This window comes from Kibdelosporangium phytohabitans (genome assembly GCF_001302585.1).
Taxonomy (GTDB): domain Bacteria; phylum Actinomycetota; class Actinomycetes; order Mycobacteriales; family Pseudonocardiaceae; genus Kibdelosporangium; species Kibdelosporangium phytohabitans.
Map to the genome: position 1 here is coordinate 11208192 of NZ_CP012752.1, position 21287 is coordinate 11229478.

The window sequence follows — 21287 nt, forward strand, 5'->3', positions numbered from 1 at the left end:
TCAGCCCTTCTTCTTGGCGTAGCGCTCGGATGACGGGATCAGCTCCTGCTTCTGGAAACCCTCTTCCAGCAGCTTCGCCGCGCGACGGGGGCCGAGCGGCTCCTCCGAGATGCGCTGGTGCAGCTTGAGGATCGCGTCGAGCAGCATCTCCGGGCGCGGCGGGCAGCCCGGCAGGTAGATGTCGACCGGGACGACGTGGTCGACGCCCTGGACAACCGCGTAGTTGTTGAACATGCCGCCCGAGGAGGCGCAGACACCCATCGCGATGACCCACTTGGGCTCGGGCATCTGGTCGTAGATCTGGCGCAGGACAGGGGCCATCTTGTTGGTGACCCGGCCGGCGACGATCATCAGGTCGGCCTGGCGGGGGCTGGCGCTGAAGCGCTCCATGCCGAACCGCGCGTAGTCGTAGCGCGCGCCGCCGACGGTCATCATCTCGATGGCGCAGCAGGCCAGACCGAACGTGGCGGGCCAGACGGAGTTCTTCCGCGCCCAGTTCACCAGCTTCTCCAAGCCGGCCAGCATGACTCCGTTGGGGAGGAGCTTCTCTTCGATTCCCATGCTTGCCCCTCTAGTTCCAGTCCAGTCCGCCGCGGCGCCAGACGTAGGCGTAGGCGAAACCGACGGTCGCGATGAACAGGACGATCTCGACCACCCCGAACACGCCGAGGGCGTCCGCGGAGACCGCGAACGGGTAGAGGAAGACCATCTCGATGTCGAACAGGATGAACAGCATCGCGGTGAGGTAGTACGCGACCGGCACACGACCACCGCCGACGACCGGCTGCGGTGACGGCTCGATGCCGCACTCGTATGCCTCGTACTTGGCCTTGTTGTACCGCTTCGGGCCCACCAGAGCACCGAGCGTCGCCGACACCCCCGCGAACAGCGCTCCCAGTGCGAGCAGGAACACCAACGGGAGATAGGAGCTGAGGTCTGAACCACTGCCTTGGGCCAGCACGTCGCCCACCATTGACAACGCCGTCCTTTCCGCGCATCGATCGCCCTCGTCGGCACCCTAAGGGGTCTTGCTCACACCCCTCCTGGTTAGGCACGCCTAACAAAGCAGGCCGTCCCCAGCCCTTTCAGGCCCCGACCAGCGCAAACGCTTGTCGCCGAGCTTGTGAAAGTCTTCACAAGCTGTCCCATGACCGTGTGAAGCGATTCACAAGACGTGACCGAAGTCTAAGACTTGGCTCACAGGAGGGAACCCCCAGGGCACAGACACGTCCGTGTGAGCCCGATCGCACCCTGCGCGAATCAGCACAGTGTGTCGGTGGACGGGAGCCGGAGAGCGCTCGGCAACCACCGGATCCCGGCCGCTCGGCGCGGCGGGGATCCGTCGACGCCGATCACCCGGATGGGTGTTCCGCTGCCTCGCGCCGACGCTCGCAGGTCAGCGCAAGGCGGGCGCGAGCTTGCTGGCGACCGAGATCATCCGGTCGACCACGTCGCCGTCCTTCGGGTCGAAACAGCCGGACATCCCCTTGTGCACCAAGGGAACCAACGCGTTGATGCGGAGACCGTACTTCGTCGCGGCGCGCATGATCCGCGGTTTTCCGATGATCTTCGCGAAGAGGTTGGCGATTCGGTAGTAGCCGCCGTAGAGCTCGCGCATCCTGGTCGGGTACGCCTCCAGCGCGCGCTCACGCGACGGGCCCTCCGTCCGGGCCAGCGCCTGGACCACGCACTCCGCCGCGATCTTGGCCGACTCCATCGCCGACTGGATGCCTTCGCCGTTGAACGGGCTCACCATTCCGCCCGCGTCGCCCAGCAGGAGCATCCCGTCGCGGTAGTGCGGTGTCCTGTTGAACCCCATCGGCAGGCCGGCACCGCCCACCTTCCCGATCGCGTTCTCCTCGCGGAAGCCCCACTCCTCCGGGGTTCCGTCCAGCCACTGGCGCAGCAGCGCCCGGTAGTCCGTGCCGCGGAAGGCCGCCGAGGTCGACAGCATCCCCAGACCGACGTTCACCGTCCCGTCTCCCAGCGGGAAGACCCAGCCGTAGCCGGGGAGCAGTTTCGGGTTCGCCGGGTCGCTCCTGTCCCACAGTTCCAGGTGACCTTCGATGAAGTCGTCCTTCGACCTCGGGGACGCGTAGTACTGGCGCACCGCCACTCCCATCGGGCGGTTCTCGTGCTTGTCGATCCCCACCGACAGGGCCAGGCGGGCCGACACGCCGTCGCACGCCAGCACCAGCGGCGCCGAGTAGGTCACTTCCGTCCGGTCCGGGCCGATCTTGGCTCGTACTCCGGTCACCCGGCCGACGTGGTTCTGCACCGCGCCGATCACCGTGGTGTTCTGCTGCAGGCGGGCTCCCGACCGCTCCGCCACCTTCGCCAGCAGTTCGTCGAGGTCCTGGCGGGTTCTGGCCATCCCGTACGGCGGCATCGAGGACAGCTCCGGCCACGGCAGGTGCAACTGCAGGTCACCGGTGATGATCCGCAGCGCGTGGTTGTGCACCCAGCCGGCTTGCTCGCTGGTGTCTATGCCCAGGTCGATCAGCTGTTTCACGCCACGCGGGGTCAGGCCGTCGCCGCAGACCTTGTCACGGGGGAACTGGGATTTCTCCAGCAGCAACACGTCCACGCCCGCTCGGGCGAGGTACGCCGCCGCGGTCGATCCGGCTGGGCCCGCTCCGACGACGATCACTTCGGCGTCGTCACCCGGGCGTCGTCGCGTACCCACAGCCGCTCCCTTGTGAAGAGTTTCACGATCTCCCCTTGGCGCAATTCTAGCCGCGCCGCGGAGGTGACCCGGGACACGACGGGCCGGATCGCGCCGCCTTCACCCCGGCCGGGTATCTGGCGGATGTTCGCCACCCGTTCCCGGGCTCTGCGGGCTCGCGGGCGGTGGCCGCCGGTGATCACTTTCCGCAACCTTGCCACCACGGACGAGTGAGGATACAACCGGTTGCGGAGGACAACCGGAGGGTAATTCACATGCGAATATCCAGAGTGGTGCTGCCTGCGCTGCTCGTGGTCGGTCTGGCCACGCCCGCGCAGGCAGTTCAGCCACGCAACAACCCGCCGCAGGAACCGTCATCGGGGTTCACGGTCAGCGGTAGCCAGTTGGTGTGGCGATCACCGGCGCCGCTGCCGGTGGGCGACTCGGCTGTCGAGTTCTGGGACGGGGACCGGATGCTCGGCCGCGCTCGCCCGTCGGCCGACCACCGCACGTTCACGCTCACCGCGACGAGCGCGGTCAACCCACGCGAGCTCTCGGTCCGTTCGTCCGGACGACGGCTGGACGCCAGCGAACCGTTGCGGCCCATGCAGTCCAAACCGCCGGCCACACCACCGGCCGCGCTGCCGGCGGCCCCGGCCGACCCCGGCAAGCCGGGCCCGTTCCGGACGGCATCCGGTGAGTACACATTGGACTCCGTCAAGCTGCCGGAATACCCGCAGCCGGTGGAGATGCAGGCCAACGTGATCGCACCGGTGGGGGCACCGGGCAAGCGACCAGTGGCACTGTTGCTGCACGGCAGGCACTCAGTCTGCTACAAGCCCGGCGAGCCGGACAGCGGCCCGTTCGTCTGGCCGTGCCCCGCGGGCACCAAGTCCATCCCGAGCTACCGCGGTTACCTCCAGGCGCAGCAATTGCTCGCCTCACAGGGGTACGTGACCGTGTCCATCTCGGCCAACGGCATCAACGCGCAGGACGGCGCCACCGCCGACCAGGGGGCGCAGGGCCGTTCGTCGCTGGTACGCCAGCACTTGGCCAAGTGGGCGGACTGGGCGGGCGCCGGACGTGGGACGGCACCGGATGTCGTGCAGAACGCGCCCGTGCCGGACATGTCCAACGTTCTGCTGATGGGGCACTCGCGCGGTGGCGAGGGCGTGAACCGCGCGGCGATGGACAGCCTCACGCCGCCGCCTGGCGACACGGGCTACAACGGCCCGGTTCTCTGGAACATCCGCGGCACGCTGCTGATCGGTCCGACGATCTTCGGCCACGACCCGGTGCCGGACGTGCCGTCGGCGACGATCCTGCCCGGTTGCGACGGTGACGTCAGCGACCTGCAGGGCCAGATGTTCGTCGACGCGACCCGTGGCGTGAGCCGTGGTGCCGCGCTGCACAGCGCGCTCTACGTGGTCGGCGCCAACCACAACTTCTTCAACACCGAGTGGACTCCGGGTCAGGCGGAAGCACCGGCACAGGACGATTTCTGGAGCCAGGATCCCGACGCGGTGTGCACACCGGGCACGCCGACCAGGTTGACCGCCGCCCAGCAGCAGAATGTCGGGGCGACCTACATCGCCGCCGCGGCACAGGTTTTCGTCGGTGGTGACCAGCGTGTGCTGCCGTTGCTCGACGGCTCCGGCGTCAGCGCTCCTTCCGCCGCCCCGGCTCGGGTGCTGTCGCACGCCATCGGCGGCGCCCGCGGGTCGTTCGTGACGCCCAGCCAGGCGACGACGACCAGCGGCAAGGCTCAGCTGTGCAGGATCGTCACACCGGACACCGCTTCGGCGTGCGCCGAGCAGCAAGGTTTCCGCAGCCAGACGCACTACGTCCGGTTGTGGGGCGTGGACGACGACCCCGACCGGTTCGCGGTGAAACTGTCCGGTGCGGGCACGATCCACCCGGAGCGGCCGGTTTCCCTTGCCGGAGCGCGGAACCTGGCGTTGCGCCTGGTCGTCCCGCCGAACAGCACCGGGAACGAGTTCGACGTGGCGGTCACCGATGTCCACGGCCGCAAGGCGACCCTGGGTTCGGTGAGCCTCGACGGCCTCCCGTCGACCGACCGCACGTCCACGCAGTGGGCCCAGGAAGTGCGAGTTCCGTTGCCACCGCGTGGGATCGACCTGCGCCAGGTGGCCGCGCTCGACCTGACGCCGACGAGCGGCCCCGGTGAGGCCGTGCTGATCGACGCGCACGGGTGGGCGCCTGGCCTGCCGGACCCGCGCCCGGTCAGCCTGCCGCGCATCGACCTCGGCGAACTGAGCGTGCAGGAAGGCGACTCCGGCACGCGCACCTACGAGGTCCCGGTCAAGGTGACGGGCAACGGCACGGGTGCCGTGCGGTTGTTCCTCTCCAACGACGACCGCGAGGTCACCACGAAGCTGGAAACCATCCGCCCGGGCCAGCAGTCGATCAAGTTTCCGGTCGACGTCACCGGGAACACCAGGTGGAGCTTCGACCAAAGCAAGCAACTGCTCGCGAAGGCCGTCCGGGGCACGGTCGTCGGCCGGTACACCGGCGGTCTCACCGTGCTCAACGACGACCCGGAACCCGTGCTCACCGTGGCTCCGGCCAACGCCGAGACCGAGGAAGGCGGGGTGCTGAAGTGGACTGTGACGTCGTCGGCGGTGGCCGACTCGGCGCTGACCCGCTCCGGCGCACTGAGCCCCGAGGTCCAGGGCCAGGAACTGTCCACGGTCGACGTGGATCCGCAGTGGTTCAAGGAGCACAGTCCCGAGGACCCGCTGCCCGCCCGGCCGTTGTCCGAGGTTCGCCTCTGGCTCAGCCTGAGCGTCGAACCGGGGCGGCTCACCACCGAGTTCACCATCCCGACCGTGGCCGACCAGGAGGTTGAGCCCACCGAGTCGGTCCGGGTGAAGATGTCCGCCTGGCCGCCGAGCGGCAACTCGCTGGACTTCACGGGCACAGTGACCGACAAGAAGTAACCGCCCCAACCGATCGGGCCGGAACGCATCCCGCGTTCCGGCCCGTTTCCTCGCGGCCCGTGAACACGGCGCGAACCCTGAATCTCGTTCCGGCGGCAACCTCAGGAGACATCGCGCCCCTAGTCATGGAGCGACAGACGGGGCTACATGCGTCTACCAGCCATCACGCTCCCCGGCCCTGGCCCATGCTGTTGGTGGCGGGCGCTGTGCGCGGTACGACAATCGGATCGCACGCAGGCGCCTTCCACGTGGACGACGACCAGCCGGAACCGTCGCCGATGCCCAGACCGAGCAGATCCGGCCGCGGGTCGGCCGGGACCTGGAGGCGACCGATCAGCCCTGGGCCTTCTTGCCGCGGTGGAGTGCGACGACGCCGAACGTGAGGTTCATCCACTCCACCTCGCTCCAGCCCGCCTTGGCGACGATCTCGGCCAGTCCGCGCTGGGAGTACCAGTCCTTGATCGACTCGCCGAGGTAGCGGTAGGCCTCCGGGTTGGAGGAGACGACCTTCGCGATGACGGGCGCCACCCGCTTCATGCCCCAGTGGAACAACGCGCGGAACGGCTTGAACCTCGGGTTCGCGAACTCACACACCAGCAGCCGGCCGCCTGGCTTGACCACGCGGTGCATCTCGGCCAGCGCCGCCTGCGTGTCGAAGAAGTTGCGGATGCCGAAGACCACGGTGACCGCGTCGAAGGAGTCGTCGGCGAAGGGCAGCCGCATGGCGTCGGCGGCGACCTTCGGGATCTCGCGCGCGGCCCCGCTGCTGAGCATGCCGACTGAGAAGTCGGCCGCGACGCAGTAGGCGCCGGTGCGCGCGAACGCGACCGTCGACACCGCGGTTCCGGCGGCGAGGTCGAGGATCTTCTCGCCCGGCTGGGCGTCGAGGACCCGCCGGGTCATCTCGCGCCAGCGCCGGTCGTACCCCAGGGTGAGGACCGAGTTGGTCCGGTCGTACCGGCGCGCGACGCCGTCGAACATCTCGGCGACTTCGCGCGGCTTCTTCTCCAGGCTGGCACGCGACATGAGCCGAACTCTAGGCGAGAACGCGGATCCGCACGCCGCCACCTGAGCGACTTCTAAGTCCCGCTCCACACGAACGAGTGAAGCACCTGTCAACCCAACCCCTTTGCCGGTAACTTGAACACATGAGCGAAAACATCGTTACGACCTGGGTGACCAGTCGGGCGCCAGCTTGCCCGCGTCATGGCCGTGATCGAGGTTGGACACATCGCGGGCGGTTCGACGCCGAGCGGGAGCCCATAGGGCCCCAGGCCGGTCGCAGTGGGGTTCGGTGCGGTCGATGCCGTGCCGACCTCGTTGAGGATCTCAGTGCGCGCGTTCTCGACCTGCGCCGCTCCCGGGTTGCGCCGCATCGTCGCCGGGCCGCGATCACCCGAGCTCGAGAGCCTTCAGCATGCCCTTGACCGAGGTGGGCCAGCTGAACTCCTCCGCTCTCGCTCTCGCTGCTTCCCGCCGTCCGGATTCCGGGGCGGCGAGGAGGTCCTCGACCGCTGTCGCGAAGGCGTCCGCGTGGTCGTCCACGGCCGCGCCGCAACCAGGGCGGACTATTTCCCGGAGGGCTGACGATGCCGAGACCACGATCGGCGTTCCGGAGGCCAGTGCCTCCAGTGCCGCGAGGCCGAATGTCTCGTGTGGACCAGGGGCCAGTGAGACGTCCGCCGTGGCGAGCAGGTGGGCCACGGTGGTCCGTGACTGCACGAAGCCGAGAAAGGTTACCGGCAGGCCCGTGGCTCTGCGGCGCAACGAGCTCATGCTCGGGCCGTCGCCCGCGACGACCAAGCGGGCGCTGTGGCCTTCCGAGTGCAACTGGGCCAGGGTGTCCACGCTGCGTTCCACGTGCTTCTCCGGCGAGAGGCGTCCACAGTGGATCAGCAGGGTGTCCGCCCCTTCCGCCAGGTCCCGGCGTAGCCGCGGGGATCTTCGTGCCGGGGTGAAGGTCGACAGGTCCACGCCGAGCGGGACCCTGCGGACGTTGCCGACGCCGATCCGGTCGAACTCCTCGCGGGCGAACTCCGTTGTGCACACCACTGTGTCGTAGTCGTTGGCCATCCTGCGGTTGGCGACGTCGGCGACGTTCCTCGCCCAGTTCGGCGGAAGGAGGAACTGTTCGAGCAGCCGGTCAAGGCGTTCGTGGGAGATGACCACGCTGGGTACGCCGTTGCCGCGGGCCCATCTGCCCATCCCCCTCAGGGTCAGCCGGTCGGAGACCTCGAGACGGTCGGGTTCCAGCTTGGTCAGCAATGTCCGCACGCGCCACGGGTCCACCGCGCGGTAGCCCCCTGTTCCCGGGATCTTGGGGGCGGGCAGCGTGATCCGGCGGACGCCGTTGGGCATCGGTTCATCGGCGAAGTGGTCGCCGGGCACCACCAGGATCACTTCGTGGCCCTGCGCGCAGTACCCGGCGCCGAGGTGGTGCAGGGCGGTGCGGAGCCCGCCGGACTTCGGGCCGTAGAAGTTGGCCAGCTGGACAACGCGCATCACGCCGCCTTGGCCAGGTGGGTCACCGCCGCGTAATGCCCCATCAGTTCGTGGCACACCGCTGTCCACGTGCGGCCTTCCACAGCGCGGTGACCGGCCGTGGCCAGCCGGGACCGCAACGCCGGGTCGAGCAGGCCCTCGATCAACGGGCGCAACTGGGCGTCCATGTCACTGAGGAGGTATCCCGTCTTGCCGTGGTCGACCAGGTCACGAGGCCCGCCCGCGTCCGGGGCGAGCACCGGCAGCCCGGAGGCCATCGCCTCCTGCACGGCCTGGCAGAAGGTCTCGTGCGGGCCGGTGTGCACGAACACGTCCAGGCTGGCGTACGCCTCGGCCAACGGCACACCGGTCCGGAAGCCGAGGAAGGCGGCGCCGGGCAGTTTGTCGCGGAGGTTCGCCGTGTCCGGGCCGTCTCCGACGACGACCAGGCGGACGCCCGGCATGTCGTTCAACGCGGCCAGGCGGGCGACCTGCTTCTCCGGGGCCAGCCTGCCGACGTAGCCGACGAGCATCTCGCCGCCGGGCGCGAGCTCGCGCCGCAACCGGGCGTCGCGGCGGTTCGGGTTGAACAGGGCGGTGTCCACACCGCGGCCCCAGCGGTGGACGCGGGGAATGCCGTGGCGGACGAGGGACTGCACCGCGTCCGTCGACGGTGCCAGTGTCCGGTCCGAGTACGTGTGCAGGCGGCGGATCCACCGCCAGGCCACGGCCGCGCCCCTGGCCATGCCGTAGGACGAGGCGAAACCGGCGACGTCGGTCTGGTAGACCGCGACCGTCGGCACGTCCAGCAGACGGGCCGCGCGCAGCCCGCCCGCGCCGAGCACGAACGGCGAGGCGAGGTGCACGACATCGGGTTCGAAATCCAGCAGGGCAGTGGTGATCCGCGGCCCTGGCAGGCCGATCGGAAGGGAGGTGACGACCGGGACGTCGACCGCACGGGTCCGCACGACCGGGGCGTGCAGATAGCTGTCCGGGCCCGGTCCAGGTGCTACCACGAGTGCCTCATGACCGTGGTCACGCAGGTACTCGACGACACGGAGAACGGAATTCGTCACGCCGTTCACCTGCGGCAGGAAGCTCTCGGTGACGATGGCGACTCGCACGATCCACACGATGATCCGGAATCCGAGCACCCCGGCGACTTGCGCGTGACGTGCCGGGGAACGAAGCCGAAACTTCCAACGTGTGGTCTTGCGATCCTTCGCTGGCCACCTCCCGGTCGCATCCCGGACACCGAGCGCGGTCACTCTAGGTCGGCATGACCCTCTTGTCGTCGCGCCCGCCCAGGCCAGTCGCGCCGGGACTGCTGTCACGGGCACTGGAAGTAGCAGGCCGGTTGGCCAACGACGCAACCGACGTGATCACCGCGACCGCGGGCCGGGGCGCGCGACCAGCCGGCAAGGACTCGCCGTTCGACTGGGTCACCGACACCGATCGGACCCTGGAACGCCACACCCGCCGGGTGCTGACCGCCGAGTTCCCCGGGATGCCGGTGGTCGGGCAGGAGTTCGGCGCCGACGTCGGCTCGGATGCCGCCGAGTACCGCTGGGTCGTCGATCCCGTGGACGGGACGGCGAACTACGTCGCCGGCGTGCCGTGGTGCGCCTACAGCCTCGCGTTGGTGGACGCGGCAGGGCCGGTGGTCGGGGTGGTGGCGGACCCGTACCGCGGGCAGATCTACGCGGCGGCGCGTGGCCGAGGCGCACGAGCCAACGGGGTCCAGGTGTCGCTCGTCGACCGGACCACCACGGCGGGCGTGATCGTGTGCACCGAACTCACCAGGACCGGGCCGTGGCCGGGGATGGGCGGGTTCATCGAACGCGCCGCCCGTGCCCACGCGGGTGTCCGGGTCCTCGGCTCCGCGGCCCTTTCCATCGCACAGGTGGCGTTGGGGCACGCGGCGGCTGCCGTGCTGCACAGCTACCACGAGTGGGATGTGGCAGGTGCGGTGGCGTTGGCGATCGAGTCAGGGGCGTCCGTGCTCGACCGGCACGGCGAGGACACCGCGCTGCCGGTGGACGGCCTGCTGGTGGCCGCGCCAGGAGTGTCCGACGAGGTGCTCAGCTGGTGGCAGGAGACAGCGACTGTGGGTGATCCCGTCTGAACAGCGTTCCGTACCGCCGCCGCAGCCACCACAGGCCTGGCCCGATGATCAGCCACAGGAACAGCACGAGCGTGCCCGCGGGCATCAACGTGAGGTAGGCGCCCCGCCCCGCGACCTTGACCAGGTCCGGCTTGGCCGCGTCGTACTCGACCTCGACCAGCTGTCCCGCCTGCAGCCCTGCCGGGTAGCCGACGCCATCCGGCGGAATGTGGTCAGCGCCGTCAGGGGTCTGATAACGCACGAGCGTTCGGTCGAAGGTCACCGACAGCACCTCCGCCGTGGTCCGCACCGACCGCGCGTTCAACCCCGCGTCCTCGCGGTACGCCCCGATCACCAGCGTCACCGCGAGCAGCGTCACGGTCGCCCCGATCGACACCAACGTGATCGCCGCGACCCGGCGAACCACCGACGCCCTACCCACTGCCACGCCCGCACTGTACCGACGGCGACGCCTGCGCCTTCGCGGTCTGGACGAACCTGCCGATCCAGGGTGATCGGCGCCGCACCGACCAGAGAGCCGACGTCCGGTACGGCGCGGCGTCCGGCACCGGGCGGTAGACCACGTCGGGCCGGATGTTGCGTGCGGCCAGCGAGGAAGGCACCAACGCGACAGCTTGTCCCAGTGCGACCACTTCCAGCAGTTGAGCGCTGTCGTGCACGACCGGGCCGTCCGCCGGGCGGTCCGGGTGTCCCAGCCAGTAGTCGCGGTCGACGACTCGCGGGTCGCTCCACCTGGGCGCCGGTTCGGTCAGCAGGTCCGCCGTACTGAGGACGTCACGCGACGCCAACATGTGCCCCGAGGGGAGCGCGGCGACGCGGGGTTCGCTGGCCAGCAGCTCGGTGGCGAGGCCGCGGCCGTCGACGCAGGCGGCGATCGCCACGTCCGCGCGGCCGTCGCGGACCATGTCGGCTTGCTCGCCGAAACCGCTCACCACGACCTGGATCTCCGGCGTGTCCGGTTCGGCGCGGAACCGTTCGCAGACCCGGTGCAGCAGACCCGTGGCCACACCTGGTTTGGCGGTCACCACAAGGGTGGCGAGGCCCGCTCGGCGGGTCTGGCGGACGGCGTGGCCGAGGGCGTTGAGCACGACTATCGCTTCCTTGTGCAGAACCTCACCGGCGTCGGTCAACGCCAGCCCGTGGTCCCGGCGGTCGAACAGGTCGACACCGACGCGGCGCTCCAGCTGCCGGATGGCCCTCGACAGCGGCGGCTGGGCGATGCCGAGCCGCCTCGCTGCTTTGGTGATGTTCAGCTCTTCCGCCACCGCTTGGAAGTAGCGCAGTTCTCGGATTTCCGGCTCCGGCATACCGCCAGGGTATGGGGCCGCACCCGATCGGTCTTTTACTCGCGGCGCGCGACCGGCTGGAGTGGGTGACATGGAAACGAACACCGTCGCGCTGGTCACCGGCGGCAACAAGGGCATCGGTTTGGAGATCGTCCGGCAGCTCGCCCAGCAGGGCTTCACCGTGTACCTCGGGGCACGCGATCCCCGACGGGGACGGGCGGCTGCCGCGGGACTCGCGGGTCTGGACGTGCGGTTCGTGCGATTGGACGTGACCGATCCGGAATCCGTCGAGGCCGCCGTGCGGACCGTCGAGGCCGAGACCGGGCGGCTTGACGTCCTGGTCAACAACGCCGGGGTCGTGGTCGAGTGGGGCGTCCGGCCCACCGAGATCACAGCCGAGCAGCTGCGGGAAGCGTACGAGGTCAACGTTTTCGGTGTCGTCACGGTGACGGCTGCCTGCCTGCCGCTGCTGCGTCGTTCTGGGGCCGCCAGGATCGTCAACATGTCCAGTGGGCTCGGTTCGCTGACGTTGCTGGACGACCCGGCGAGCCCGGTGCCGTCGCGGGACTTGCTCGCGTACAGCTCGTCCAAGGCTGCCCTCAACGCATTGACTGTGCTCTACGCCGACGCGTTGCGGGCGGACGGCATCAAGGTCAACGCGGCCAGTCCAGGTGCTGTGCCGACTGATCAGAACGTCGCGGCGACGTTTTACCGTGGCGACCGCACGGCAGCCGAGGGTGCTCGTGTTCCGGTCCTGCTCGCGACGCTCCCCGCTGACGGCCCCACCGGCAGCTTCCGCGGTCCGCGCTCTGTCGACGACGTCATCCCGTGGTGACACGGAACCGGGCCGGGGAGCTGGCGTGCTCCCCGGCCCGGCTGGTCGTGGATCTCAGTGACCGTCGTGGTCCGCGTGGTCGTGATCCGCGTGGCCGTGGCCCAGGTGGTTGCTGCGGGCCAGGGTGTCGCGGGTCAGGTCGAGCTTCTCGATCGCCTTCGGCGGGGTGGCCGCCTTGGCCGACCGAGCCGCGAACGCCGTGTTGCCGAGGTCGTCCGCGGCCGGCTTGCCCTTGGTGAACAGCCAGGTCTGGAACAGGGCGAACAGCGGCTTGCCGGAGATCCGCTCGGCCAGCGCGATGAACTCCTCGATCTTGGCGTTGCCGTACTTCTTCGTGGCCTGCCAGGTCTTGAGGATCTTGAAGAAGTTCTCGTCGCCCACGGCGTTGCGGAACGCGTGCACGGCGAGCGCGCCGCGGTCGTAGACAGCGATGTTGAACTCGTTGCCGGTGCCGGGCTCGCCGACCACGACCTGCCAGAACGGGTCCTCCGCCGGGCGGCGGTCGTAGTAGTACTGCGCGATCTCGGCTGCCGTGCCCTCGGCCTGGTTTTCCGCCCACAGCCACTCCGAGTAGCGGGCGAAGCCCTCGTTCAGCCAGATGTCACGCCAGCTGCGCACCGACACCGAGTCGCCGAACCACTGGTGCGCCAGCTCGTGCGCGACGACGCTCGTGTTGGCGCCGCGCGGGAAGAACGCCGAGCTGTACACCGGGCGGGTCTGCGTCTCCAGTGCGAAGCCGAGGCCGGTGGAGACCACGCCGCCCTGTGCCTCGAACGGGTACGGGCCGTACTGGGTTTCCAGGAACTCGACGACCTCGGGGGTGCGCTCCACGCTGGCGCGCGCCGCCGGTCCGTTGGCGCCGAGGTCCTCGCCGTAGGCGTTGAGCACCGGCTGGCCGTTGGGCGCCGTGCTTGGGCGGATCTCGAACTGGCCGACCGCGAGGAAGGCCAGGTATGTCGCTTGTGGACTGGTGGTGCGCCAGTTCCAGCGGACCCAGCCGTTGAGCGTCTGGGTCGTGCCCGCGAAGGTGCCGTTGGACAGCGCCTCGACGCCTTGCGGCACAACCACGGACACGTCGTAGGTGGCCTTGTCGGTCGGGTGGTCGTTGCTCGGGAACCACCACTTCGCGATGTGCGGCTCGTCCACCGCGAGCGCGCCGTCCGGCGTCTTCTTCCAGTAGTTCGCGCCTGCCGCGTCCTTCACCGTCGACGGTTTGCCTTCGTACTGCACGACAACCGTCAGGTTCTGGTTGTTGCCGATCGACGCGGGCGGCGTGACGGTGACCTCACCGGGGCTCACCGTGCTCGTGCGCGCCGGGAAGTTGTTGACCCGCACCGATTTGATCGGCAGCAGGAAGTCGATGTTGAAGCTCGACAGCTCCTGCGTGCTGCGCGCCAGGATCGTGGTCGACCCGGTCAGCAGGTCGGTCGCGGGGTTGTAGGTGATCCTGATGTTGTAGTGGGAAACGTCATAGCCGCCATTACCGTCGGTCGGGTAATACGCGTCGCCGACGCCTGCCGCACCCGGTGCCGGGGCGGCGCTCGCGCTCGTTCCGAATAACGCCGTGACGAGCCCTGCCGCAGTCGCGACGACCGCCACTCTCGATCTAAGCAGCAATTTCTGCTACCCCCTCATGTTCAGCGAACGGTATTCGCGAACCTATCCGCGAACACGAGGGCCGAGAACCCGCCGATCCGCCTGTCTCACAGGACGAGATCACCCAAATGCGGCATTGGTGACAGCTTCGCGCAACCGAGCGTGCAGGTCTCGCAACCGTGTGCGGTCGGCACGGACCTCGACGACGCGCAAACCCCGCTCGGGGCGCAGTGCTTCGCGCAATTGTTCCGGCGTTCCGGCGAGAACATGCCGAACCTGATATGCGGCGCACATTGCCCGGAGATCCGCACCATGGGGCGTACCGAAGACCCGCTCGAAACTGTTCCCGTGTTCCGGGGCGCCTTGTTCGAGCAACGAGAAGATCCCGCCGCCGTCGTCGTTGAGAACCACGATCGTCAGGTCCGGCCGCGCTTCCGGTGGGCCGATCAGCAAACCGTTGGAATCGTGCAGGAAAGTCAGGTCGCCGAGCAGGGCGTACGCCGGGCGGTCCCGGTACCCCAGCGCCAGGCCGATCGCCGCGGAGACGTTGCCGTCGATGCCCGCCACACCGCGGTTGGCGTGGATCGTCACGTCGTCGCGGGCCTCGGCGACCAGGTCGACGTCCCGGACCGGGTTGGACGAGCCGAGGAAAAGCATTGCGCCGGAAGGCAAAGCGGCCACGAGGTCACGTGCGATACGCAGGCCGGACGGCCAGCCGTCCTCTTCGAGCAGCTTGTCGGCCACGGTCGCGGCCCGGTCTGCCGCGGTGCGCCAGCCGGTCAGCCACTCGGGGTCGTGGCCTTGCACGTGCCGCAGGTCCGTTGTGTCGAGCCAGCCCCTTACGTGGATCGCGACGAACTGCGGGTCGGTCCACTGTGGATGATCGCCGATCCCGTACACCGGCGCGCGGCCCATCAGCCCGCGGACCCCGCGCGACAACGTCGGCCTGCCAACGACAACGACCGCCTCCGGTCGCAGATCCGGTGCCTTCTCGAGGGATCCGAGCAGCAGCGGCCCGCAGCGCAGCACACTGGCGTTGCCGGTCGTGGCCACCGGTTCGGCGATGATCGGCCACCCCGCGCGCGTGGCCACCTCGCACGCGGCCGTGGCCCGGTCCGGCCTGCCGCTGCCGACGACCATCAGCGTCCGGGCGGGCAGCGGGAAGTCGACGCGGCTGCTGGCGACCGAACGCGGCGGCGCGGACGTCGTCCAGCGCTCGCGGCCGGGCCTGCCGTCGAGTGAATCCGGCCAGTCCGGTTCGCCGGTCGGCACCAGCGGCTCGCGGAAGGGCACGTTGATCTGCACCGGACGACCGGACTCGGCCTGCGCGACGGCCCGGCACACCAGGCCGCGCCAGACCGGGTTCTGCCCCTCGCGGCGCTCGGCGACCGGGAAGTCCACCAGGATCGCCGCGGGCGCGAACAGGTTGCGCTGGTCGATCGTCTGGTTCGCGCCGGTGCCGTGCAGCTCGGGCGGGCGGTCCGCGCTGATCACGATCAAGCCGGCACCCGAGTGGTAGGACTCGAGGACCGCCGGGTGGAAGTTGGCGACCGCGGTGCCGGAGGTGCAAACGACCGCCGCTGGCCTGCCGGTGGATTCGGCCAGGCCCATCGCGAGGAAACCCGCGCTGCGCTCGTCCACGCGCACGTGCAGCTTGAGCTTGCCCTGCGCGTCCGCGTCGACCAGCGCCATGCTCAGCGGCGCGTTGCGCGAGCCCGGGCAGACGACCACGTGGAGCACGCCGTTGCGCGCCAGTTCGTCGGCGATGACCATGGCTTGCGCAGTCGACGGATTCACCGGCCTATCCTCGCAAACGTGTCTGAGACTGTCGTTTCGGAGCTGTTCGACCCGGCCGCATGGCGTGACGTGCCGGGCTTCGACTTCACCGACATCACGTACCACCGCGCGGTGGATCAGGGGACGGTGCGCATCGCGTTCAACCGTCCCGAGGTGCGCAACGCCTTCCGGCCGCACACGGTCGACGAGCTGTATCGAGCGCTCGACCACGCCAGGATGAGCTCGGACGTCGGCTGCGTGCTGCTGACCGGCAACGGCCCGTCGCCCAAGGACGGCGGCTGGGCCTTCTGTTCCGGTGGTGACCAGCGTATTCGGGGTCGCACCGGCTACCAGTACGCCAGCGGTGAGACATCCGACACCATCGACCCGGCGCGGGCGGGCCGGCTGCACATCCTGGAGTGCCAGCGGCTGATCAGGTTCATGCCGAAGGTGGTGATCTGCGTGGTGCCCGGCTGGGCCGCGGGCGGCGGGCACAGCCTGCACGTGGTGTGCGACCTCACGCTGGCCAGCGAGGAGCACGCGCGGTTCAAGCAGACCGACGCGGACGTGGGCAGCTTCGACGGCGGCTACGGCTCGGCGTACCTGGCCAGGCAGGTCGGCCAGAAGTTCGCCCGCGAGATCTTCTTCCTCGGCCGTGACTACACCGCCGAGCAGATGCACCGGATGGGCGCGGTCAACGAGGTCGTGCCGCACGCGGAGCTGGAGCGCACCGCGCTGGAGTGGGGGCGGGAGATCAACGGCAAGTCGCCGACCGCGCAGCGGATGCTGAAGTACGCCTTCAACCTGATCGACGACGGCCTGGTGGGTCAGCAGCTGTTCGCGGGCGAGACCACGCGGCTGGCGTACATGACCGAGGAAGCGGTCGAGGGCCGGGACGCGTTCCTGCAGAAGCGCGCGCCCGACTGGTCCCCGTTCCCGTACTACTACTGATGAGGACGGTCATCGCGGTCGCGGCCGCCGAGGTTTTCGACCGGCTGCCCGCGGCGCTGGACGGATCGGGTCCGGCGTTGCTGCCCGGCGGCCCGCAATCGCTTGCGGGCCCGCTCGGGCCGGACGAGGACTCGGCGGGCGACCCGACTGCGGTCGTGGTCGCCACGTCCGGGTCGACCGGGGAGCCCAAGGGGGTCCTGATCTCGGCGAGCGCGCTGGTGGCGTCCGCCGAGGCGACTCACAAGCGGCTCGGCGGACCGGGGCGGTGGGTGCTGGCGACGCCCGCGCGGTACGTCGGCGGCATCCAGGTGCTGGTCCGGTCGCTCGTGGCCGGGACGGAACCGGTGTCGCTCGACCTGGCCGACGGCTTCAAGGTGCCGGATTTCGTGGCCGCTGTCGACGAGGTGTGCCGGACGCCGGGGCGGCACTACACGGCACTGGTCCCGACCCAGCTCGCGCGGATCGTCGCGGTCCCCGATGGCCTCGCGGCGCTGCGGCGGCTGGACGGGATCGTGATGGGCGGCGCCCGGCTCTCACCTGAGCTCCGGGAGGCCGCGGCGGGGGCCGCTGTCGTGTCGGCCTACGGGATGAGCGAGACCGCAAGCGGTTGCGTCTACGACGGCGTGCCGTTGGACGGGGTCGGGGTCAGGCTCGTCGACGACCGGGTGGCCATCACCGGGCCGACACTCGCGCGTGGCTACCGCAACCGTCCCGACCTGACCGCGGAGAGCTTCGTCGACGGCTGGTTCGTCACGTCCGACCTCGGCCGGTTCACCGGCGACGGCAGGCTGGAGGTCCTCGGCCGGGCCGACGACATGATCAACACCGGTGGCGTGAAAGTCCCCGCGAACGCGGTCGAGCGGCTGCTGGAGCGGCACGTGGACGCGGCGTGCGTGGTCGGCATCGAGCACCCCGAGTGGGGGCAGATCGTGGCCGCGGCCGTGGTCGGTGCGGCCGATCTCGACCAGCTGCGGGACCGTGTCCGGGCCGAGCTGGGGGCGCCCGCGGTGCCGAAGGTGCTGCGGGCCGTCGCCGAGCTGCCGCTCAGGGGTCCTGGGAAGGTGGATCGGGCGGCGGTTCGCCGGATACTTGACCCGATCGTGCGCGACGCGCCCGGATCCAGCTGATCGTCAACTCGGTCACCAGGTAGCAAACTGCCCACATGATCGTGGCGGTCACCGAGAGCGCGGCCGGTCTGAGTGCCGTCCAACTGAGGCAGACGAGGACGAGCGCGACCACGGTGACCGCACCGGGCGGTTCGACGCGCAGCACACGCAGCAGCAACCAGCTCAGCAGCGGCGCGAACACCACCGTGAGCAGGATCGGGAACAGCACGGCGAACACCAGGTCGAACACGCTCAGCGTCGCGCCCGCGAACAAGCACGAGAAGAACTCGCCCTCGCACTTGCCCGTCGACATGCGCGGCGTGAGCAGCCCAGCGACCCATGGCACCAGGCTCAGCACAGCCCCTACGAGAGTCGCCAGTACCGTCCGCACGCGCTCATCTTGGTGTTCACGATGAGGCGGTGGGGCGTGTTCGCGGCAATTGCCGTCGGCCTGGCCGGATTGGCGACGCCCGCGCAGGCACGGACAGACTACGAGCTCGACGTCCCGGTGGCGGAATACAGCACGCAGAGCACGAACATCCGCGCCACCGCGGACGGCATCGCGGCAGACGAGGACGGGATGGCGATCTACTCGCCGACCGAGTTGCCCATGCAGGTCAACGCGTTCGAGGCGGACGCACCCGGCGCGCAGGTGGACGTCCGCGGCCGGCTGCCGGACGGCCAGTGGACAGAGTGGACGGACAACGGGCAGCTCGACGAGCCCGTCAGCACCGTGCAGGTCCGGCTCGTGCTCGCCAAGCAGAGCGAGGTCCGCGGCGCCCGGCTGCGCCTGCGCCACGACCCCAGGCGGGTGACGGCGAACGCGCGGGCGTTGTCGTACCGGGTGTACGCGACCAGGGAGGGCCTGGTCGGCGGGAAGACCGCGAACGGGCACATCATCGTGCAGCGCGACCACTTCGCGGCCCTGCCATCCCGGCGAGGCCTGGCGCCCAAGGGATCCGGCAGCTACACCGTGCAGGTCTGCGCCGGGAACGGGCGTTGCGCGTGGGCGCCGGTGTGGGATGTCGGGCCGTGGAACACCCGTGACGACTACTGGAACCAGCCGCGTCAGGAGTGGAACGACCTGCCGCGGGGTGTGCCTCAAGCGCAGGCGGCGTACCAGAACGACTACAACGCCGGACGGGACCAGTTCGGCCGGGATGTGCGCAACCCGGCGGGCATCGACCTCGGTGACGGCACGTTCTGGGACGGCCTCAAGCTGACCGGCAGCTCGTGGGTGACCGTGACCTACCTGTGGACCGTGCCAGGCCCGTTCGGGTACGTCCACACGCCCGGTGACACGTTGAACGTGCGTGGGGGCACTTCGTCCGGCACGGCGGTCGTCGGGATCGCGGGGCACACGGCTCAGGTGCGGGTCGAGTGCGAGACCAGGGGCGAGGTGGTCACCGGCAGCCAGGGCACCACGGACGGGTGGCTGCGGATCGCGCCGGGCAAGTTCGTGTCCAAGGCGTACGTGTCAGGGGTGACGGGCGCCGCCACCTGCTGAGTTGTCACACTGTCAGCATGGCGACAGTCGCGCAGTGGATGGCGGGCGCACGGGTCCGCACGTTGCCCAACTCGATCGCGCCGGTGCTGGTCGGCTCCGGTGCGACGGTGGAGATCGGCGGGTTCGTGTGGTGGAAGGCGGTGCTCGCCTTGATCGTGGCACTGGCCTTCCAGGTCGGCGTGAACTACGCCAACGACTACTCCGACGGCATCCGCGGCACGGACGCCGAGCGCGTCGGCCCGCTGCGACTGGTGGGCTCCGGTCTGGTGCCGCCCGCGAAGGTGCGCACGGCCGCGTTCGCGTGCTTCGCCATCGCGTGTGTCGCAGGGCTCGTCCTGGTCGTCACCAGTGGCCAGTGGTGGTTGCTCGCTGTGGGCGTCGTCTGCCTGCTCGGCGCGTGGTACTACACCGGCGGCAAGAACCCGTACGGCTACCTCGGTCTCGGTGAGGTGGCGGTGTTCCTGTTCTTCGGCCCGGTCGCCGTGCTCGGCACGCTGTATGTCCAAGCTGGACGGATCACGTGGCTCGCCGTGATCACGTCCGTCGCGCTCGGGTGCTTCTCCGCCGCTGTGCTGGCCGCCAACAACCTGCGTGACCTGCCAGGCGACAGTGAGGCCGGCAAGCGCACGATGGCCGTACGGCTCGGCGACTCGGGGACGCGCAACTTCTACAGCCTGCTCGCGCTGGTGCCGTTCGTGGTCACGTTCGTGCTCGCGTTCACCGTCAGCCCGTGGTTCCTGCTCGGTGTGGCGGCCGGCCTGCAGATCTCGCCCAGTGTCCGCACTGTCTACAGTGGCGCGACCGGGCCGTCGCTCATCCCGGTGCTCAAGGACACCGCGCTGGCGATGCTGGTCTGGGCCGTCGCCACCACTGTGGCGTTCGTGATCTCATGACGGCCAGCGGCCGGTTTCGAAGAAGTCGGCCAGGATCCGGTGGTACGGCTCGAGGTCGAGATCGTTCGCCTCGACCCACGCGTCGTCGTAGTACGTGTGCGCGTAGCGTTCGCCGCCGTCGCAGAGCAGTGTGACCACGCTGCCCTGCTTGCCCGCCGCGACCATCTCGGCGATCACCTCGAACGCGCCCCACAGGTTCGTGCCGGTCGACCCACCGACGCGGCGGCCCAGAGTCGGTTCGACGTAACGGATCGCGGCGATCGACGCGGCGTCCGGCACCTTGATCATCCGGTCGATCACCTGGCCGACGAACGACGGCTCCACGCGTGGCCTGCCGATGCCCTCGATGCGTGACCCGCGGCAGCCGGTGAGCTCGGGCAGGGTGTCGCGCCACGCGTCGAAGAACACCGAGCGCTCCGGGTCGACGACCGCGAGGTGTGTGCGCATCGACTGGTAGCGCAGGTAACGACCGATCGTCGCGCTCGTGCCGCCGGTGCCCGCGCCGACGACCACCCATGCCGGTTCGGGGTGCGGTTCCAGCTGCATCTGCTGGAACATCGACTCGGCGATGTTGTTGTTGCCGCGCCAGTCCGTCGCGCGCTCGGCGTGCGTGAACTGGTCCATGAAGTGACCGTTGAGCTCGTTGGCCAGCCGCCGTGACTCGGTGTACATGGCGCTCGGCTCGTCGACGAAGTGGCACCGGCCGCCCTGGTGCTCGATCAACGTCACCTTCTCGGTGCTCGTCGACGCGGGCATGACCGCGATGAACGGCAGGTCCAGCAGCCGCGCGAAGTACGCCTCGGACACCGCTGTCGAGCCGGAGGACGCTTCGATCACCGGGGTGCCCTCGGTGATCCAGCCGTTGCACAGCGCGTACAGGAACAGCGAGCGCGCGAGGCGGTGCTTCAACGAGCCGGTGGGGTGGGTCGACTCGTCCTTCAGGTAGAGCCGCACGCCCCATTCCGTGGGCAGCGGGAAGGGCAGCAGGTGGGTGTCGGCGCTGCGGTTGGCGTCCGCATCGATGATCCGCACGGCCTCGCAGACCCAGTCGCGGGTGGTCTCGCTACATCGGTCGATTGTGGTCACGCATGCACACTAAGCGCAGT

20 protein-coding genes are annotated in these 21287 nt (G+C 69.5%); 7 read left to right on the forward strand and 13 right to left on the reverse strand.

All coding sequences use genetic code 11. The features are described 5' to 3' along the window. From AOZ06_RS50270 to AOZ06_RS58265, 4 genes are all read right to left on the reverse strand, one after another. Positions 1 to 561: a NuoB/complex I 20 kDa subunit family protein gene (locus AOZ06_RS50270; protein WP_054295850.1), complete on the reverse strand. Its 561-nt coding sequence runs from the start codon at positions 559 to 561 to the stop codon at positions 1 to 3. Between the two features lie 10 nt (positions 562 to 571). Then, complete coding sequence (locus AOZ06_RS50275) at positions 572 to 973, reverse strand: NADH-quinone oxidoreductase subunit A (RefSeq protein ID WP_054295851.1); 402 nt, start codon at positions 971 to 973, stop codon at positions 572 to 574. A gap of 423 nt (positions 974 to 1396) precedes the next feature. Continuing rightward, entirely contained in the window at positions 1397 to 2686 is a 1290-nt protein-coding gene (locus AOZ06_RS50280) for a geranylgeranyl reductase family protein (protein WP_054295852.1), read from the reverse strand. Continuing rightward, positions 2647 to 2877 carry a hypothetical protein gene (locus AOZ06_RS58265; RefSeq protein WP_169799091.1) on the reverse strand — a complete coding sequence of 77 codons (231 nt, stop codon included), beginning with the start codon at positions 2875 to 2877 and terminating at the stop codon, positions 2647 to 2649. The genes AOZ06_RS50280 and AOZ06_RS58265 overlap by 40 nt, the downstream gene beginning before the upstream one ends. 63 nt (positions 2878 to 2940) lie before the next feature. Here AOZ06_RS58265 and AOZ06_RS50285 point away from each other — a divergent pair, with 63 nt between their 5' ends. Beyond that, positions 2941 to 5625 (forward strand): alpha/beta hydrolase family protein, encoded by a 2685-nt coding sequence (locus tag AOZ06_RS50285; RefSeq protein WP_054295853.1) that lies wholly within the window; start codon positions 2941 to 2943, stop codon positions 5623 to 5625. Positions 5626 to 5958: 333 nt separating this feature from the next. On the opposite strand, the gene AOZ06_RS50290 is transcribed toward AOZ06_RS50285, so the two are convergent. The 3 genes from AOZ06_RS50290 to AOZ06_RS50300 form a co-directional block, all read right to left on the reverse strand. After that, positions 5959 to 6651, reverse strand: coding sequence for a demethylmenaquinone methyltransferase (locus AOZ06_RS50290; protein ID WP_054295854.1), 693 nt, complete (start codon positions 6649 to 6651; stop codon positions 5959 to 5961). Positions 6652 to 7017: 366 nt separating this feature from the next. Next, complete coding sequence (locus tag AOZ06_RS50295; RefSeq protein ID WP_054295855.1) at positions 7018 to 8127, reverse strand: glycosyltransferase family 4 protein; 1110 nt, start codon at positions 8125 to 8127, stop codon at positions 7018 to 7020. Further along, positions 8127 to 9230 carry a glycosyltransferase family 4 protein gene (locus AOZ06_RS50300; protein WP_218921906.1) on the reverse strand — a complete coding sequence of 368 codons (1104 nt, stop codon included), beginning with the start codon at positions 9228 to 9230 and terminating at the stop codon, positions 8127 to 8129. The genes AOZ06_RS50295 and AOZ06_RS50300 overlap by 1 nt, the downstream gene beginning before the upstream one ends. Positions 9231 to 9385: 155 nt before the next feature. Between AOZ06_RS50300 and AOZ06_RS50305 the strand changes: the two genes are divergently transcribed. Beyond that, a complete protein-coding gene (locus AOZ06_RS50305; protein WP_054295856.1) occupies positions 9386 to 10231 on the forward strand; it encodes an inositol monophosphatase family protein in 846 nt (281 codons plus the stop codon). Here AOZ06_RS50305 and AOZ06_RS50310 read toward each other — a convergent pair. Then, the gene (locus AOZ06_RS50310) at positions 10188 to 10658 is read right to left on the reverse strand and encodes a DUF3592 domain-containing protein (RefSeq protein ID WP_236951989.1); all 471 of its coding nucleotides are present in this window, start codon (positions 10656 to 10658) and stop codon (positions 10188 to 10190) included. The genes AOZ06_RS50305 and AOZ06_RS50310 overlap by 44 nt on opposite strands. After that, positions 10645 to 11538, reverse strand: a complete 894-nt coding sequence (locus tag AOZ06_RS50315) for a LysR family transcriptional regulator (RefSeq protein WP_054295858.1) — start codon at positions 11536 to 11538, stop codon at positions 10645 to 10647. Before AOZ06_RS50315 ends, AOZ06_RS50310 begins: the two co-directional genes overlap by 14 nt. Before the next feature lie 70 nt (positions 11539 to 11608). Here AOZ06_RS50315 and AOZ06_RS50320 point away from each other — a divergent pair, with 70 nt between their 5' ends. After that, complete coding sequence (locus tag AOZ06_RS50320) at positions 11609 to 12352, forward strand: SDR family oxidoreductase (protein WP_054295859.1); 744 nt, start codon at positions 11609 to 11611, stop codon at positions 12350 to 12352. A 54-nt stretch (positions 12353 to 12406) separates the two neighbouring features. On the opposite strand, the gene AOZ06_RS50325 is transcribed toward AOZ06_RS50320, so the two are convergent. Beyond that, complete coding sequence (locus AOZ06_RS50325) at positions 12407 to 13969, reverse strand: M1 family metallopeptidase (RefSeq protein WP_179950792.1); 1563 nt, start codon at positions 13967 to 13969, stop codon at positions 12407 to 12409. Positions 13970 to 14068: 99 nt separating this feature from the next. Continuing rightward, on the reverse strand, positions 14069 to 15745 hold the full coding sequence (gene menD, locus AOZ06_RS50330; protein ID WP_054295861.1) for a 2-succinyl-5-enolpyruvyl-6-hydroxy-3-cyclohexene-1-carboxylic-acid synthase: 1677 nt from the start codon (positions 15743 to 15745) through the stop codon (positions 14069 to 14071). Between the two features lie 18 nt (positions 15746 to 15763). On the opposite strand from menD, the gene AOZ06_RS50335 reads away from it, so the two are divergent. Both AOZ06_RS50335 and menE read left to right on the forward strand, forming a co-directional pair. Beyond that, on the forward strand, positions 15764 to 16675 hold the full coding sequence (locus tag AOZ06_RS50335) for a 1,4-dihydroxy-2-naphthoyl-CoA synthase (protein ID WP_054295862.1): 912 nt from the start codon (positions 15764 to 15766) through the stop codon (positions 16673 to 16675). Next, positions 16675 to 17802 carry an o-succinylbenzoate--CoA ligase gene (menE, locus tag AOZ06_RS50340; protein WP_054295863.1) on the forward strand — a complete coding sequence of 376 codons (1128 nt, stop codon included), beginning with the start codon at positions 16675 to 16677 and terminating at the stop codon, positions 17800 to 17802. The genes AOZ06_RS50335 and menE overlap by 1 nt, the downstream gene beginning before the upstream one ends. Here menE and AOZ06_RS57510 read toward each other — a convergent pair. Then, positions 17720 to 18172: a hypothetical protein gene (locus AOZ06_RS57510; RefSeq protein WP_157233687.1), complete on the reverse strand. Its 453-nt coding sequence runs from the start codon at positions 18170 to 18172 to the stop codon at positions 17720 to 17722. The genes menE and AOZ06_RS57510 overlap by 83 nt on opposite strands. Before the next feature lie 21 nt (positions 18173 to 18193). Between AOZ06_RS57510 and AOZ06_RS50350 the strand changes: the two genes are divergently transcribed. Both AOZ06_RS50350 and AOZ06_RS50355 read left to right on the forward strand, forming a co-directional pair. Beyond that, on the forward strand, positions 18194 to 19288 hold the full coding sequence (locus AOZ06_RS50350; protein ID WP_157233688.1) for a hypothetical protein: 1095 nt from the start codon (positions 18194 to 18196) through the stop codon (positions 19286 to 19288). 17 nt (positions 19289 to 19305) lie between these two features. Continuing rightward, positions 19306 to 20181 carry a 1,4-dihydroxy-2-naphthoate polyprenyltransferase gene (locus AOZ06_RS50355; RefSeq protein ID WP_054295866.1) on the forward strand — a complete coding sequence of 292 codons (876 nt, stop codon included), beginning with the start codon at positions 19306 to 19308 and terminating at the stop codon, positions 20179 to 20181. Here AOZ06_RS50355 and cds1 read toward each other — a convergent pair. Then, the gene (cds1, locus tag AOZ06_RS50360; protein ID WP_054295867.1) at positions 20176 to 21267 is read right to left on the reverse strand and encodes an L-cysteine desulfhydrase Cds1; all 1092 of its coding nucleotides are present in this window, start codon (positions 21265 to 21267) and stop codon (positions 20176 to 20178) included. The genes AOZ06_RS50355 and cds1 overlap by 6 nt on opposite strands. Between the last annotated feature and the right edge of the window lie 20 nt (positions 21268 to 21287).